Annotated in this window: 14 protein-coding genes; 6 read left to right on the forward strand and 8 right to left on the reverse strand. The window is 73.3% G+C overall.

Features of this window, described 5'->3' with window-relative positions; all coding sequences use genetic code 11:
• Nucleotides 1-4 precede the first annotated feature (4 nt).
• Nucleotides 5-1,648, reverse strand: coding sequence for an urease subunit alpha (locus HNP84_RS25515; RefSeq protein ID WP_185052436.1), 1,644 nt, complete (start codon nt 1,646-1,648; stop codon nt 5-7).
• Nucleotides 1,648-2,325 carry an urease subunit gamma gene (gene ureA / locus HNP84_RS25520; RefSeq protein ID WP_185052437.1) on the reverse strand — a complete coding sequence of 226 codons (678 nt, stop codon included), beginning with the start codon at nt 2,323-2,325 and terminating at the stop codon, nt 1,648-1,650. The genes HNP84_RS25515 and ureA overlap by 1 nt, the downstream gene beginning before the upstream one ends.
• 148 nt (nt 2,326-2,473) lie before the next feature.
• Between ureA and HNP84_RS25525 the strand changes: the two genes are divergently transcribed.
• A complete protein-coding gene (locus HNP84_RS25525; RefSeq protein ID WP_185052438.1) occupies nt 2,474-3,061 on the forward strand; it encodes a TetR/AcrR family transcriptional regulator in 588 nt (195 codons plus the stop codon).
• A 61-nt stretch (nt 3,062-3,122) separates the two neighbouring features.
• Here the strand turns inward: HNP84_RS25525 and HNP84_RS25530 are convergent, their stop codons facing one another.
• Both HNP84_RS25530 and HNP84_RS25535 read right to left on the reverse strand, forming a co-directional pair.
• Nucleotides 3,123-3,998 (reverse strand): SGNH/GDSL hydrolase family protein, encoded by an 876-nt coding sequence (locus HNP84_RS25530; protein ID WP_185052439.1) that lies wholly within the window; start codon nt 3,996-3,998, stop codon nt 3,123-3,125.
• 37 nt (nt 3,999-4,035) lie between these two features.
• A complete protein-coding gene (locus HNP84_RS25535; protein WP_185052440.1) occupies nt 4,036-5,370 on the reverse strand; it encodes an MFS transporter in 1,335 nt (444 codons plus the stop codon).
• Nucleotides 5,371-5,573: 203 nt separating this feature from the next.
• On the opposite strand from HNP84_RS25535, the gene HNP84_RS25540 reads away from it, so the two are divergent.
• Entirely contained in the window at nt 5,574-6,194 is a 621-nt protein-coding gene (locus HNP84_RS25540; protein ID WP_221336728.1) for a TetR-type transcription factor C-terminal domain-containing protein, read from the forward strand.
• 36 nt (nt 6,195-6,230) lie between these two features.
• Here HNP84_RS25540 and HNP84_RS25545 read toward each other — a convergent pair whose 3' ends face one another.
• Both HNP84_RS25545 and HNP84_RS25550 read right to left on the reverse strand, forming a co-directional pair.
• Entirely contained in the window at nt 6,231-6,632 is a 402-nt protein-coding gene (locus HNP84_RS25545; RefSeq protein ID WP_185052441.1) for a hypothetical protein, read from the reverse strand.
• Between the two features lie 41 nt (nt 6,633-6,673).
• Nucleotides 6,674-7,204 (reverse strand): MarR family winged helix-turn-helix transcriptional regulator, encoded by a 531-nt coding sequence (locus HNP84_RS25550; RefSeq protein WP_246518615.1) that lies wholly within the window; start codon nt 7,202-7,204, stop codon nt 6,674-6,676.
• Between the two features lie 154 nt (nt 7,205-7,358).
• Here HNP84_RS25550 and HNP84_RS25555 point away from each other — a divergent pair, with 154 nt between their 5' ends.
• From HNP84_RS25555 to HNP84_RS25570, 4 genes are read left to right on the forward strand one after another with little or no spacing between them, the layout of a single operon-like run.
• Nucleotides 7,359-8,438, forward strand: a complete 1,080-nt coding sequence (locus tag HNP84_RS25555) for an LLM class flavin-dependent oxidoreductase (protein ID WP_312925694.1) — start codon at nt 7,359-7,361, stop codon at nt 8,436-8,438.
• Nucleotides 8,435-9,214 carry a 2-amino-5-chloromuconate deaminase CnbZ gene (gene cnbZ, locus HNP84_RS25560; RefSeq protein ID WP_185052444.1) on the forward strand — a complete coding sequence of 260 codons (780 nt, stop codon included), beginning with the start codon at nt 8,435-8,437 and terminating at the stop codon, nt 9,212-9,214. The genes HNP84_RS25555 and cnbZ overlap by 4 nt, the downstream gene beginning before the upstream one ends.
• A gap of 34 nt (nt 9,215-9,248) precedes the next feature.
• The gene (locus HNP84_RS25565) at nt 9,249-10,157 is read left to right on the forward strand and encodes an alpha/beta hydrolase (protein ID WP_185052445.1); all 909 of its coding nucleotides are present in this window, start codon (nt 9,249-9,251) and stop codon (nt 10,155-10,157) included.
• Nucleotides 10,154-12,886, forward strand: coding sequence for a family 78 glycoside hydrolase catalytic domain (locus HNP84_RS25570; RefSeq protein ID WP_221336729.1), 2,733 nt, complete (start codon nt 10,154-10,156; stop codon nt 12,884-12,886). Before HNP84_RS25565 ends, HNP84_RS25570 begins: the two co-directional genes overlap by 4 nt.
• 24 nt (nt 12,887-12,910) lie before the next feature.
• Here HNP84_RS25570 and HNP84_RS25575 read toward each other — a convergent pair whose 3' ends face one another.
• Both HNP84_RS25575 and HNP84_RS51250 read right to left on the reverse strand, forming a co-directional pair.
• Complete coding sequence (locus HNP84_RS25575; protein ID WP_312925696.1) at nt 12,911-14,446, reverse strand: MFS transporter; 1,536 nt, start codon at nt 14,444-14,446, stop codon at nt 12,911-12,913.
• Nucleotides 14,329-15,126 carry a CPBP family intramembrane glutamic endopeptidase gene (locus HNP84_RS51250; RefSeq protein ID WP_221336730.1) on the reverse strand — a complete coding sequence of 266 codons (798 nt, stop codon included), beginning with the start codon at nt 15,124-15,126 and terminating at the stop codon, nt 14,329-14,331. The genes HNP84_RS25575 and HNP84_RS51250 overlap by 118 nt, the downstream gene beginning before the upstream one ends.
• Between the last annotated feature and the right edge of the window lie 7 nt (nt 15,127-15,133).

The following is a 15,133-nucleotide window of genomic DNA, read 5'->3' on the forward strand; positions in this document are numbered from 1 at the left end:
CTCCTCAGAGGAAGTAGAGGCGGTTGAGCGAGACGGAGTCGGACGGCCCCGACTCGACCGGTTCGCCGTCGAGCGAGACGCGGCCGTGCCGATCGACGTCCACATGGCCGAGCCGGGTGTTGCGCACCATGGAGGCGGGGCCGATGCCGCGGGTGCCGCGCACGCCGACCCGGCGCCTGCGCGTGGGCAGGCGGTCGCCTGACGCGGCGGCCTGCGCCACGAAGGCGACCGACAGGTCGGCGGCGGTCGCGCCGTGCGCGCCGAACTGCGGGCCGAGCACGAGCGGCTCACAGGTGTCGGTCGAGGCGTTCGGGTCGCCGGTGACGCCGTAGGCGGGGAAGCCGGCCTTCAGCACGAGTTGCGGCTTGGCGCCGAAATAGGCCGGCCACCACAGGACGATGTCGGCCAGCTTGCCCACCTCCAGCGAGCCGACCTCGTGGGACAGGCCGTGCGCGATGGCCGGGTTGACGGTGAGCTTGGCCAGGTAGCGCAGGACGCGTTCGTTGTCGTGCCGCCCGGCGGCGCCCCGCTCGGCTTTCATCTTCCCCGCCATGGCGAAGGTGCGTCTGACGGTCTCGCCGGCCCGGCCCATGCCCTGGGCGTCGGAGGAGGTGATGCCGATGACGCCCAGGTCGTGCAGGACGTCCTCGGCGCCCATGGTTCCCGCTCTGATCCGGTCTCGGGCCAGCGCGGCGTCGCCGGGCAGGCCGGGTTTGAGCCCGTGCACCGAGACGATCATTCCGTGGTGCTCCGCGACGGCGTCCCGGCCGAACGGCAGGGTCGGGTTGGTGGACGAGCCGATCACGTTCGGCACCCCGGCCAGCTTGAGCACGTTGGGCACGTGGCCCCCGCCGCAGCCTTCGATGTGGAAGGCGTGGATCGTCCTGCCGGACAGCACGGCGAGGGTGTCCTCCACCGACAGGCACTCGTTGAGGCCGTCGGTGTGCAGGGCCACCTGCACGTCGTGCTCCTCGGCGACGGTCAGGGCGGTGTCCAGGGCACGGGTGTGGGCCCCCATGTCCTCGTGCACCTTGAAGCCCGAGGCGCCGCCCTCGACCAGCGCCTCGACCAGCGGTGCCGGGTGGGAGGAGGAGCCGCGGGCCAGGAAGCCGATGTTGACCGGCCAGGCGTCGAAGGCGTTGAACGCGTGGCGCAGCGCCCACGGCGAGTTCACCCCGACCCCCCAGACGGGGCCGAACTCCTGGCCGATGATCGTGGTCACCCCGGAGGCCAGCGACGCCTCCATGATCCGGGGCGACAGCAGGTGCACGTGCGTGTCGATCGCCCCGGCGGTGGCGATCAGGCCCTCGCCGGACACGATCGTGGTGCCGGTGCCCACCACCACCTCGACGCCGTCCAGCGTGTCGGGGTTGCCGGCGCGGCCGATCGCATGGATCCGTCCCTCGCGCACGCCGATCGAGGCGCTGCGCACGCCGAGGACCGGGTCCAGGATCAGCACGTTGCTGATCACCAGGTCGCAGGTCTCCCGTACGGAGGCGGCCTTCAGGTGCAGTCCGTCCCTGGCGGTCTTGCCGAACCCGGCCAGGAACTCCTCTCCCCGCTTCTGCGAGTCGTGCTCGACCTCCACCACCAGGCCCGAGTCGCCGAGCCGCACCCGGTCGCCCTCGCGGTAGCCGTACAGACTCATCACGCCCCCAGATATCCGCAGGCACGCGCCCGGTGCATCGCGGCCTCGAACGCGCCGGGCGCGTCCAGCGGCCCGTCCACCAGCCCGGCGAAGCCGACGACCACACGCGCGCCACCGATCTCGGCCAGCCGCACCGTACGCGCGGCGCCGGGATCGAAGCGGACGGTGGAGCCCGCGGGCACGGCCAGGCGGCGGCCGTAGGCGGCGGCGCGGTCGAAGCTCAGCCGCGGGTTGACCTCGAAGAAGTGGAAGTGCGAGGTCACGCTGATCGGCACGGAGGCGGTGTTGACCACCTCGATCTCGGCCGTCTCGGGCGCCGGCTCGGGCCGGTCGGCCGCGATGACCGCGCCGGGGGCCTCGGGGCCCAGGGAGCCGCCGCCGAACGGGTCGGTGACCACGGCGAGCCGGGTGCCGTCGTCGAAGACGGCCTCGACGTGGATCTCGGTCACGATGTCCGACACGCCGGGCAGCACGTCGTCCGGGCCCAGTACGGCACGGCCCGCCTCGATCGCCTCGGCCAGCCGGGCGCCCTCGCGGGCCGCCTCGCAGACGGCGTCCGAGATCAGCGCGGTCGCCTCGGGGACGTTGAGCCGCAGGCCCCTGGCCCGCCGCGAACGGGCCAGCTCGGCCGCTGTGAACAACAGCAGCCGATCCCGCTCCGTCGGCGTCAGTCTCACGTCTTCCTCCGGATCAGCTCAAGGGGGCGGCACGGCGCCGCGTGCGCTTCGAAACGTCGGGGCCCGACAGAGTTAGAACCGTACTCAAAGTTTGAGCGCAGATCTAGATTTGACCACGAATCAGGCGAAAGGCACTACGGTGGTCCGCATGGCGCGGGAGTCGAAGATCGCCCTTGACCGGCCCGACATGCGGGCGCACGTGCTCAAGGCCGCCCTGCTGGCGATCGAGGAGGTCGGCTTCGCCCGCCTGCGGATCAGGGACATCGCCGACCGGGCCGGGATGAGCACCGGCCACGTTCTCTACTACTTCGGCAGCCGCGACCGCATCCTCGTCTCCACCCTGCTCATGAGCGAGGCCGACCTCGACGAGCGCCGCCGGGCCGAGCTGGCCCACCTGGACGCGCACGCGGCACTGGACCGCCTGGTCGAGCTCTACCTGCCGAAAGGACCGCACGACGTGCGCTGGCGGTTGTGGGCCCAGGTCATCGCCCGGCCGCCCGAGGACGAGGAGACGCTGCTCAGGCTCGACGGCTTCTTCCGCTCCTGGGCGGCCGAGCTGGCCGCCATCGTGCGGCGGCTGTCGGACCTCGGCGCGGAGGCCGCCGAGGACTTCGCGGTCAGGCACTGCCGCCTGATGGACGGCCTGAGCAACGAGGTCCTGCTCGGCATACCCGGCCACGACGCGGCCTGGGCGAAGAAGGCCGTGCTCGCGTCCATGCGCCGCGAGCTCGGGTGACGCCGCGCCGGGCCCCGGCCCGGCATCGCCTCAAGGTCCCACAGAACGCGAGGCCGGGTGCTCACCGCCTGACGGGCGTTCGCGGACCGTGGCTCCCGCGGTCCCGCACCGCCTCCGCGATGATCCCGGCCGCCCTCGCCATGCCGGCGGCGTTGGGATGGTACGGGTACGCGGGAGAGGCCGGCACCGCGCCTTCCAGCCAGCGCCGCGCGGGCGGCTCGCACAGGCCGTGCCGGGCGCTGGGCCGGCGGATGTCCACGTAGATCGCGTCATGCGCGGCGGCCTGCCGGGCCAGCATCGCCATCAGGCGGTCGAACGTGGCCTGCAGATAGTCCGCGTCGGCGGACGTGAAGGGGTCGGCCGGGTAACAGCCGCCTCGGCGCCAGTACGTCAGGTAGCCGACCACGACCACGTCGGCGCGGGGAGACCGGCGGTGGATCTCCTCCAGCGCCGCGGCCACCTTCGGCGCGGTGGCGTCGATCCGGGCGGCGTACTGGTCGACGCCGTCCACGGTGTGGCGCTCCCGGCAGGTCGGCCCGGTGGGCGGGGGCTGGGGGTTCGCGCAGGTCACGAAGGCCGACCCCAGGAGGATGTCGTTGGCCCCGATCGCGAGCGTGACCAGGTCGGTGTCGGGGCGCAGTGCGTCGTACTGCGGGGCGACCTCGCCGAACTGGCGTCCGGCGAGGTCGGTCGTCTTCGCCCCCGAGCAGGTCACGTCGGTGAGCGCGGCACGCAGGAGCCCGGCCAGCACGTGCGGCCAGTTCCGGTCGGAGCGCAGGCACGTGGCGTCGATCTCGCGGGGGATCAGCGGGCCCGCGGCCGAGGAGTCTCCGAGTGCCACGTACCGGAGCGGCGGCGCGGACGCCGCGGCCGGCGTCGCGATCAGGCCGGCGGCGAGCACCGGAGCCAGTGACAGTCCCAGACGTCGGACCCGCATCGGACCTCCTCATCGATCGATACGTCGCGCGGGGCAGTCACGCCGGCGCCGCCGTACGCCGCTCCCCCGGCGTCGCCTCGTCCGCGGCCTGCCGGCGGATCGACAACGCGAGCATGGGCACCAGGGCGAGGCCGACGAGCGAGGCGGCGGCGAGGACGTAGTACGGCGCGACCAGGCTTCCGGTGGCCTCCTCGACCAGGCCGTAGACGTAGGGGCCGACGAACCCCCCGGTGATGCCGATCATGTTGATGAAGGCCAGGCCGACCGCCGCCACCAGGCCGGACATCCGCGACATGGCGACCGACCAGAACAGCGGCAGGGTGCCGAGGGCGAAGAAGTTGGCGACGAAGACCAGGCCGATGCTCAGCACCGCGCTCGTGGAGGCGATGAAGCCGATCAGGATGACCGTGCCCGCGGCGGCGCACAGCCCGATCAGCGTGACCTCGCGGCCGAAACGGCGCTTGAGCCACGGGAACAGCAGGACGCCCGCCAGGCCCGAGATGCCGCCGCCGCCCGCCACGACCCCGATGAGGAAGGGGCTTTCCAGGCCGAGCGACTGCAGGAGCGCGGGGAAGTTGAAGCCCACGCCGGCGCCGATCACCTGGTTGATGAAGTAGATCCCGGCGAGAAGGAGCACCGTGGGGTGGCCGAACGCCAGGCGCAGCCTCCCGTGCGTACGCGACTGCGCCGGGGCGCCCTGGTTCACGGCCCGCTCGGTGAGCACGGCCGCCTCCTCCTGGGTGAGCCAGCGCGCGTCGGCCGGCCGCGCGGGCAGGGCGAACCAGACCAGCGCTCCGACGAGGACCGTGACGAGCCCTTCGACCAGGAACATCCACTGCCAGCCGTGCAGGCCGCCCAGGCCGTCCAGTTCCATGAGCGCGCCGCCCATGGGCGACCCGATGAAGATCGCGATACAGGGGGCGGTGTAGATCAGGCCCACGATCGTCACGCGGTGCTTCTGGGAGAACCACAGCGTGACCATGTACATCATGGCCGGGAAGAGGCCCGCCTCCGCGGCGCCGAGCAGCAGCCGCAGGATGTAGAACGACAGCTCGTTCTGCACGAACATCATGGCGGCCGACACCGCGCCCCACGTCACCGCGATGCGGGTGATCCACACGCGGGCGCCGACACGGTAGAGGACCAGGTTGCTCGGCACCTCCAGCAGGGCGTAGCTCACGAAGAACAGGCCCGCGCCCAGCCCGTACGCGGCCGCGCTGATCCCGACGTCGGCCTCCAGCGCCGTCTTGGCGAGGGCGACGTTGGTCCGGTCGACGTAGGACATGAAGTAGGCGATGCCGAGCACCGGCAGCAGCCGTTTGACGGCCTTCCTCGTCGCGAGTTCGTGCAGCAGATCTTTCGCGTTCGTCATGGGGCGCCCTTCCGGAGGTGGCCAGGTTCAAGGGGGGTGTCCGGGGCGTCCGGACCGGAACGGCCGGGGGAAGCGAACAGGTCGTGCGACTCTCTGACGTGCGATACTACCGAGTATCACGTTAAATCTGGCTCACTGCGGTGTCAACCGCCCCAGTCAGCCCGTGCGACGATGAACCCGGTCGCGGCGAGGAGGAGAAGTCGGTGAGTGCGAGCCCCGGATCGGTGCCCGAGGTGCGGTGGAGGATCCTCGACGCCGCGGCGGAGGCGTTCATGCGCAGCGGGTTCGCCAACGCCACGGTGGACGACATCGCGCGCGACGTGGGGGCCACCAAGGGCCTGGTCTACTACCACTTCCGCTCGAAGTTCGACATCCTGCTCGCGGTCTACGAGGAGGGCATGCGCCGCGTCCGCGAGCAGGTCGAACCACACGCCCAGGGCCCGGGGGCCGGCCGCGACCGGCTCGCGGCCATGTCGGTCGCGCACGAGCTCAACCTGATGGAGAACCCCGCCTACCACCACGTCATCCACCAGGCGGTGCGGGGCGAGGTGTCCACCGCGCTCAAGGAGCGCCAGCGCGAGGCCCTGCTGGCCCTGAACCGGCTCCGGCGCGAGTACGAGCTGATGTTCCGCCGCGTCGTCCAGGAGGGCATCGACGACGGGTCGCTGCGCCCGGTCGAGGCGTCCCTGGCCGCGAGAATCCTGCTCGGCAACCTCAACGCCGTCGACATGTGGTACCGCAAGACCGAGGGCCAGCCGGCCGACGAGCTGCGCGCCCTCGCTCACCGGATCGTCGACCTCCTCATCGGGGGCCTCGCGGCGTGAGCCGACGGGCGGCCCGGAGCGGGCGACCGGCCCGGCCTACTGTGCGCGCAACCGGCTCAGCAACTCGGTGGCGGCGTCCGCGATCTCATCGTCCAGGGAGCCGGCCGCGAGTTCCAGCATGGGGACGGCGCCGGGTACGTCGCCCGCCCGGGCCCGCAGTGCGCCCAGGTCCAGAGCGGCGGCCTCGATGACGTCCTCGATCCGGGCCTCCACGAGTTCGACGAGATGGCGCTCCTGAGCGGCGGTGTCGCCCGCCCGTCCCTCCAGGCGCGCGAGTTCCAGCAGCGCCCGCGGGGCGTGCACGGGGTGGCCGAGGGAGACGGCTTCGTCGAACGCCGACCGGGCCTCCTGGTCGTCGCCACGCCCCTGATACAGGCGGCCGAGGGCCAGCAGGGCCATCGACGCCGCCAGCACGTCGGTCCCGGTCGCGGCGATCATCACCGGGATCATCGCGGTGCCGGGCTGGGCCTGGCCACGCTTCAGCAGGACGAGCCGGGCCGGGGGTAGGCGGTCTCGGGGGCGTTCGCGCGCAGGTTGGCCAGGATCCTGGCGGACGCGCGCGTGATCGCCTCCAGCTCGTCCTCGCCGAGAGGCTCGATCAGCCAGCGGCGGATGTGGGCGACCCGTCTGGGCAGCGCGGCGGCGATGGCCCGGCGTCCCTCGGGGGTGAGCACGATCTCGGTGCCTCGGGGGGTGTCGGCGCAGGCTTCGCGGGTGATGAGGCCCCGGCCCGCCATGCGGGTGAGGTGGTGGTGCAGGCGGCTCTTCTCGAACTGGGTGACCCCGCTGAGCTGGTAGGCCCGCAGCCGTCCGCCCGGCGCGTTCAGCAACGCCGTCAAGATGGCGAGGTCGGGCTCGGACAGGCCGGTCTCGCGCTGCAACTGCTGGGCCATCTGCCGCCAGAAGTGCACCTGCATCTCGAAGAAGGCGTTCCACGCGCGCTCCTCGCGCGCGGAGAGCGCCCCTGGCTCGTCTCCGCCTCGGTCGTCATCGCGCTCAAGGTGTGCCACGCCGCGATCCTACCCCAGCCGGTTGACGCGTCATCTCGGGCGGGGCTACGGTCGAGGTGACACATCAACCCCTAATGTGGAAGCAGGTCGTCGTGACCATCCTCACCATCACCGGCCGCGGGAGGCCGGTGCCGCCCGCGGCGGGGAGCCCGCGGTGAAGTTCCTGGTGCTGCCGCACCTGTCGAGCGAGCGCAAGCCGCCGACGGTGCGCCTGGCCGAGCAGGTCGACAACGCGGTGCTGGCCGAGCGGCTCGGCTTCGACGGCTACGGCATCGGCGAACGGCACGAGCGGCCGTTCGAGGAGTCCGCCCCGCCCGTCATCCTGGCCAACATCGCCGCGCGCACCTCCACGATCCGGCTGTTCACGACGGTCGCCACGCTCAGCCTGCTCGATCCGGTACGCGCCTTCGAGGACTACTCCACCCTGGACCACCTCTCCGGCGGCCGGCTCGAACTGATCATCGGCAAGGGCAACGGCCCCAAGTCGGCCGCGATGTTCGGCGTGACAAAGGACGACCAGCGAGAACGCCACCGGGAGAACTACGAGCTGTTCCGGCGGCTGTGGCAGGAGGACAGCGTCACCTGGCAGGGCCGCCACCGGCCCCCGCTGACCGGCGCCGAGGTGCGCCCCCGCCCGATGCGGCCGCTGCGGATCTGGCACGGCAGCGCGACCAGCAAGGAGTCGGTGGAGCTGGCCGCGCGCCACGGCGACCCGCTGTTCTCCTCCAACGGCGGAGGGCCCATCGAGCCGTACGCCGAGCTCATCCGGCACTACCGGGAGCAGTGGGCGCTGCACGGCCACGACCCGGCCGACGCCCTGGTCGGCGCGGGCACGGCCGGCTACTACGGCCACCGCGACAGCCGCACGGCGATCGAGCGCTACCGGCCGATCTTCGAGGAACGGCTGGCCGTGAACAACCGCTACGGCCACTACCTGACCTTCACCTCGCTGGAGGACTTCGTCGAGCGCAGTTCGGCGCTGGTGGGCAGCCCGCAGCAGATCATCGAGAAGGTGCACCGCTACCACGAGCGGTTCGGGCACGAGGTGCTGCACATCCACGTCGACGGCGACCTGCTGAGCCCGCGCGAGTATCTGGAGACCCTGGAGCTGTTCCAGAGCGAGATCGCGCCCGTGTTGCGCAAGGAGCTGCCCAGCCGCCCTCTCGCCGACCCCTCGATCCCGCCGTGGCCGGAGACGTTCTTCTCCTCCCTCACCAGGGGGAGCCGCGCATGAGCACGCCGAACGCCGCGGGCGGCTACGCCTACCTGCCCGGCCTCACCTTCGCCGCCCGGGGGGTGGCCGCGCTGCCCGGGTTCACGATCGTCCGGGCGGTCCTGCCCGGACCCGTGCCCCTGGGCGAGGGGTTCGCCGCGGTGGAGCGGCACCTCAAGGAGGCGGGCCGGCCGCTGGAGGCGCTGTGCGGCATGGAACTGCGCATGCCGCGGGCGCTGGACCGCCAGGGCTTCATCGACTTCAACTCCGCCTACGTCGCGCAGCTCCGCGCCTGGGGCCTGCTGCGCGACGGCGCGCCGCCGCTGGCCCGCACCAACGTGATCCCCGTGGCCGATCCACCGCCGCAGACCGGCGTCCTCGCCTTCTCCTACACCGTCCCGGACGGCGGCGACGTCCCGGCGTACGTCGTGTCCGGCGCGGCCGAGGTGCCCGCCGGCGCCGGATACCCCGAAGGGATCGTGCGGCCGGGTGAGACCGGGCAGGAGGCGATGGCGGCGAAGACCGCCTCGATCGTCGGCGACATCCTGGACTGCCTGGCCGGCCTGGGCGTCCCGTGGACCCCGGCCGCCCAGGTGCACCTGTACTCGCCGCACACCACCGCCGCGACGGCGGCCTTCGACGGGATCGCCGGGCTCGCCGGGGTCGCGCCCGCTCACGGCATCGTGTGGCACCGCGCCCGGCCGCCGGTCACGGGGCTGGAGATGGAGATCGACGTCCGACGCCACCGCGACGAGATCGCCGCGGACCGGCCAAGTAAGCGCGGACCGGCCAAGTAAGCGCGGACCGGCCAAGTAAGCACCGAGGAAGCAGATGATGGCGAACGATCAACTGAAGCGACGGGCGATGGAGCTGTTCCGGGCGGCCGGGGAAGACCCCGGGGGATCGTCCGTGGAGGACCTGCGCGCCCGCGACGACGCGCTGTGGGCCCGGTTCGTGCCGCCGGACGCGATCGTGGAGGCGGTCGACGCGGCGGGCGTGCCGTCGCTGTGGGTGAGCGTGCCGGGGAGCGACCCGGGCCGGGCCGTGGTGTGGTTCCACGGCGGCGGGTTCATGATCGGCTCTCCCGCCGGGCGCCGGGCCTTCGGCGCCGACCTGGCGCGGGCCGCGGGCTGCCGGGTCCTGCTGCCCGGCTACCGGCTGGCGCCCGAGCACGTCTTCCCGGCGCAGCTCGACGACGCCGTCGCCGCGTACGCGTGGGCGGCGGACCTGCTCGGCGCGGGCAACGTCGTGCTCGGCGGCGACTCCGCCGGCGGCGGGCTGGCCGTGACCGCCATGCTGGCCGCCCGCGAGCGGGGACTGCCACTGCCGGCCGGCGCCATCCCCACCTCAGCCGCCCTGGACTGGACGTTCACCGGCGCTTCGCACACCACCAACCTGCACCTCGAACCGGTCGCCACCAAGGACGTCTACCGGCAGGTGGCCGAGCGGTTCCTGGCCGGGCACGACCCGCGCGACCCGCTGGTGTCGCCGTTGTTCGCCGACCTGCGCGGCCTGCCGCCGGTGCTGCTCATGGTCGGCGGGGAGGAGACGCTGCTGGACGACTCGCGCGGCTTCGCCGAGGCGCTGCGCGCCGCCGGCGGCCAGGCCGACCTGCGCGTCTACGAGGGGATGTTCCACTACTGGCACCTGTTCGCCTCCTTCCTCCCGGAGGGGCGGCACGCGGTGCAGACCATGGCGGAGTTCGTCCTGCGGCGGACCGGGGCAAGGAGCGCGGCGTGAACGGGCCGGGCCGACCCGGCGGGCTGCGGGTGGAGCACCTGACCGAACCGTTCGGCATGACCACGCGGGCGCCCAGGCTGAGCTGGCGGCTGCCCGCCGGGGCCCGGACCCAGGTCGCGTACCGGATCCGCGGCGAGGCGGGCGGCACGGAATGGGACACGGGCCGGGTGGAGTCCGGCCGCACCCTGTTCGTCCCGTACGGCGGGCCGCCTCTGGCCTCCCGGCAGCGCGCCACCTGGGCGGTCAAGGTGTGGACCGACCTCGGCGAGAGCGACTGGTCGGAGCCGGGACGGTGGGAGACCGGGCTGCTGGAGCCGGGCGAGTGGGCCGCCTCGTGGATCCGCCCCGGCGAGGGCGAGCGGATCCCGCCCGCCGGTCACCGGCCCGCGTACCTGCTGCGCGGCAAGGTGGTCCTCTCCCGCCCGGTCGCGCGGGCGAGGGTGTACGCCACCGCTCGCGGCCTGTACGAGCTGCACCTCAACGGCGCCCGCGCCGACGACATCGAGCTGGCGCCCGGCTTCACCGCGTACCGGACCCGGCTGCACGTGCAGACCTACGACGTGACCGGGCTGCTGCGGCCCGGTGAGAACGTGCTGGGGGCGGTGCTCGGCGACGGCTGGTATCGCGGCAGGACCTCCTACCACCGTCTGCCCGACGGGTTCGGCGACCGCACCGCCCTACTGGCCCAGATGCACGTCGAGCACGACGACGGCACCGAGACCGTGTTCGGCACGGGACCGGACTGGGTCTGGGCGACCGGGCCGATCAGGGCCGCCGACCTGTTCGACGGCCAGGAGAACGACCTGCGCGAGGATCGGCCGGGCTGGAGCGTTCCAGGCGACCTCGAGGCCGGCTGGGCGCCGGTGGCCCTGGCCGAGGCCACCGGCGCGAGCCTGGTCTCCTCCCCCGCCCCGCCGGTGCGCGCGATCCAGGAGCTGCGGCCGGTCGCGATCACCCGGATCGGGCCGGACCGGCAGGTCGCCGATTTCGGGCAGAACGTCAACGGCCGGGTGCGGCTGACCGGCCTCGGCCCGCGCGGCACCTCGCTGCTGCTGACCCACGCCGAGGCCGTCACCCCCGCCGGGGACGTGGACACCGCCAGCGCCAAGGCGGGTATCCCCTGGTACGAGCCGCCGCGCGGCGTCCAGGGGGACAGGGTGATCGCCGCGGGCCGGGCGGGCGAGGTGTTCGAGCCCCGGCACACCAGGCACGGCTTCAGGTACGTGCGCGTCACCGGCCACCCCGGGGACCTGACGCCGGACGACGTGACCGCCGTGGTCCTGGGCTCCGACCTGCCCCGAACAGGCTGGTTCGAGTGCTCCGACCGGCGGGTGAACCGGCTGCACGAGATCGCGTTCTGGACCCTGCGCAACCAGCAGTGCGACATCCCGCAGACCGAGATCACCCGCGAGTGCGCCGGGTGGACCGACTGGGGGTTCAACCTGCCCTCCGCGCGGCTGCTGCACGACGTGTCCGGCCTGACCGTCAAATGGCTGCGCGATCTCGCCGCCGACCAGTGGCCGGACGGGAAGATCACCAACTACTCCCCCGACCCGCTGGGCCCGGACAGCCTCACCGCGCCGTACGCGATCCCGCACGGCCAGGCGGGCTGGGGCGACGCCGCGGTCGCCGTGCCGTGGGAGATCTGGCGCGCCTACGGCGACCAGGCGGTTCTCGCCGAGCAGTACCCCTCCATGTCGGCCTGGGTGGAGTACGTCGCCCATACCGCGCGGGAGAAGCGCCACCCCACCCGGGCCGCGCGCCGGCCGGAGCCCGCACCGCACGAGGAGTTCCTGTGGGACACCGGGTACCACTTCGGCGAGCACCTCGAACCGGGCACCGGTCACGCGGAGTCGGGCGACCCGGATCTCGGCGACCCCTCGGGGTTCGAGGAGTGGATCAGGACCGCGGTGGCCGAGGCCGAGGCCCGCGACCACGCGGTCTTCGCCACCGCCTACTTCCACCGCTCGGCGGACCTGCTGGCACGGGCCGCGGCCGTGCTCGGCCGGACGGAGGACGCCGCCCGCTACCGGTGCCTGGCGGACGACGTCCGCGCCGCGTGGCAGGCCGAGTTCATCGGGGCCGATGGCGCGCTGACCGTGGACACCCAGGCCACCCACGTACGGGCGCTGGCCTTCGGCCTGGTGCCGGACGAGCTGCGCGAGCGCACCGCGCGGCGCCTGGTCGAGCTGATCCGCGCGGCCGGCACCCACCCCGGCACCGGCCTGCCCTCCACCCACCTGCTGCTGCCGGTCCTGGCCGAGACCGGCCACACCGATGTCGCCTACGAGCTGCTGCTGCGCGAGACCCCGCCGTCCTGGCTGACCGTGATCGAACGCGGCGGCACCACGTTCTGGGAGGAATGGGACGGCATCGCCGCCGACGGCTCCACCCACCAGGCGCTCAACCTGCCCACCCGGGCCAGCGTGGTCGAGTTCCTGTACGGGTACATGGCCGGCATCCGCCTCTCCGGCGACACGCCGGCCTACCGCCGCTTCACGGTCGCGCCGGAGCCCGGCGGCGGCATCACCTGGGCCCGCGCGAGCCTGGAGTCGCCGTACGGGCGGATCGAGTCGTCCTGGCGGATCGAGCGGGACGCCTTCACCCTTGAGGTCACCGTGCCGCCGGGCACCTCGGCCGAGGTCACCCTGCCGGACGGCACCCGCGCCGAGGCGGGCCCCGGCACGTCCGTCCTCACCTGCGCCATGCCCGTGAGCGCGGCCATGTGACGCCGTGGACGGCGCGGCCGTGCGTCAGGCGGACGACGATCGCACGTCCGGCCGGGTCACGCGTGCCCGGGAGGTGCGGGGTGGGAGGGTCAGGGCGGCCGCCACGGCGCCCAGCAGGAGGAGGGCGGCGGTCAGGAGGTAGCCGGAGGAGGCGGTGTCGCGGAAGGCCTCCATGGTGGCGGTGCCGGCCCCGGGGGCGGGGATGTGGTGGATGAGGAGGCCGACGATCGCGATGCCGAAGGCGGCGGACATCTCGCGGAACATGTTGATCACGCCGCTGGCCACGCCGGCCGTCTGCTCCGGGACGGATTTCAGGACGTACATCAGCAGGGGCATGCACAGGGCGGCGCCGGCGCCGACGGTCAGGACTCCCGGCATGAGGTCGGCGAAGTCGTGGGCGCGGGTCAGGCCGGAGAAGAGGGAGACGCCCAGCGCCATCAGGGCCATGCCGCCGCCGACGGTGAGGCGGGGGCCGATCGTGGTGGCCAGCCAGGACGCCACGGGGGTCAGGATCAGCACCACGCCCGCGGCGGGGAGCATGACGAGGGCCGCCTTGGTGGGGCTGAAGCCGAGGTAGATCTGCATGAACGAGGCGGAGTAGTACAGCAGGGCGGCGAAGCCCATGCCGTTGAGGGTCTGGGCGAGCAGGCCGCCGACGAAGACGCCGTTGCGGAGCAGGCGCAGGTCGAGCATGGGGTCGCGGGTGCGGCGCTCGATGAGGACGAGGGCGGTCAGGGCGACGGCGGCGAGCGTCAGGGGGGCCGCGGCCGGCCCGGACTCCAGGGCGTGGAACAGCGCGAAGACCAGGACGGCCGAGGCGAGCACGCCCGGCAGGTCCAGGGGGCGGCGGGTGCGCGGGCCGGTGTCCTCGACGAGGACCAGGCTCAGGATCACCGCGAGCACCCCGGGGAGGACGTTGATCAGGAAGATCCAGCCCCAGGGGGCGTACTCGACGATCGCGCCGCCGATGGGGCCGCCCAGGGCGAGGGCCGCGGTGCTGGCGGCGCTCCACACGATCAGGCCGCGGGAGCGCTGGCGGTCGGTCCGGGCGATGGTGACCATGACCTGGCTGGCGGGGAGGGCGATGGCCGCACCCGCGCCCTGGAGGAGGCGGCCGGCGATCAGCACCGGGGCGTTCCAGGCCAGGCCGCAGAGCGCGGAGGCGGCGGTGTAGACGACCATCCCGGCGGCGAACGTGGCGCGGCAGCCGTAGACGTCGGTCATCCGGCCGCCCGCGAGCATCAGGCAGGAGAACGCCAGGATGAAGCCGGTGGTCACCCAGGCGGCGTCGTCGCTCGACATGCCGAGGTCGGCGCTGATGGTGGGGACGGCGTTGACCACCACCGTGTTGTCCATGGTGATCATGAATGCGCTGACGGCGACGACGGTCAGCGTCCATCCGTACTTGTCGACGGGTGCCTCCTGAGGGCGAGGTGAGGGCGTCAGAACAGGAGGGTGACGCCGATCGCGCCGATCGTGGCGTCGGCGGCGAGGTGGGCGAGGTAGGCGGCGAGGATGCCGCGGGTGCGTACACGGATGACGCCCAGCACCAGCCCCCACATGCCGGCCATGGCCGCTCCGACCCAGCCGGAGGGGAAGCCGCCGAGGTGGGCGACGCCGAAGGCGGCGGCCTGGAGGACCACGGCGGGGACCACCCCCAGCAGCGCGGTCAGCTCGGTCTGCACCACGCCGCGGTACAGGAACTCCTCGGCCAGGCCGTTCACCGCGGCGAAGGCGACGATGACGAGCACCAGCAGCCAGGCCGGGCGGTCGCCCAGGCCGGCGACGAACGGCGGGGGCGGCGGGTCGGCGACGCGGGCCCAGGCGACGAGGGCGAGGGCGCTCGCCACCACGGTGAGCGCCATGAGCCAGGGCAGTTCGGGGGTGAGGCGTCCGCGCCGCAGCCACTCGGAGGTGGGGTGCGGCGCGGGGGCGCGGCGGTTGACCAGGTGGGCGACGCCCAGCGCCAGCAGCACGGTCACCGGCCACACCAGCACCGCGCCGTCGAGGAGGTGCGCGCCGGCCAGCGCGAAGAGCACGACGAGATCGACCACGATCACCGTCCGCAGCGCGGGCGCGCTGCCGGATCTCCAGGCGAGCGCGCTCGCCACGATCAGGGCGCCGGCCACGGAGACCGACGTGGCGGCGGAGCCGGGGATGATCGCCACCCCGGCCAGGAAGGCCGCCACGGTGGCCGCGAGACCCCCGGCCAGTGCCGAGGACGTCAGTGTCGGAGGCATCGTGCCT

The organism is Thermocatellispora tengchongensis (genome assembly GCF_014202315.1).
Taxonomy (GTDB): Bacteria; Actinomycetota; Actinomycetes; order Streptosporangiales; family Streptosporangiaceae; genus Thermocatellispora; species Thermocatellispora tengchongensis.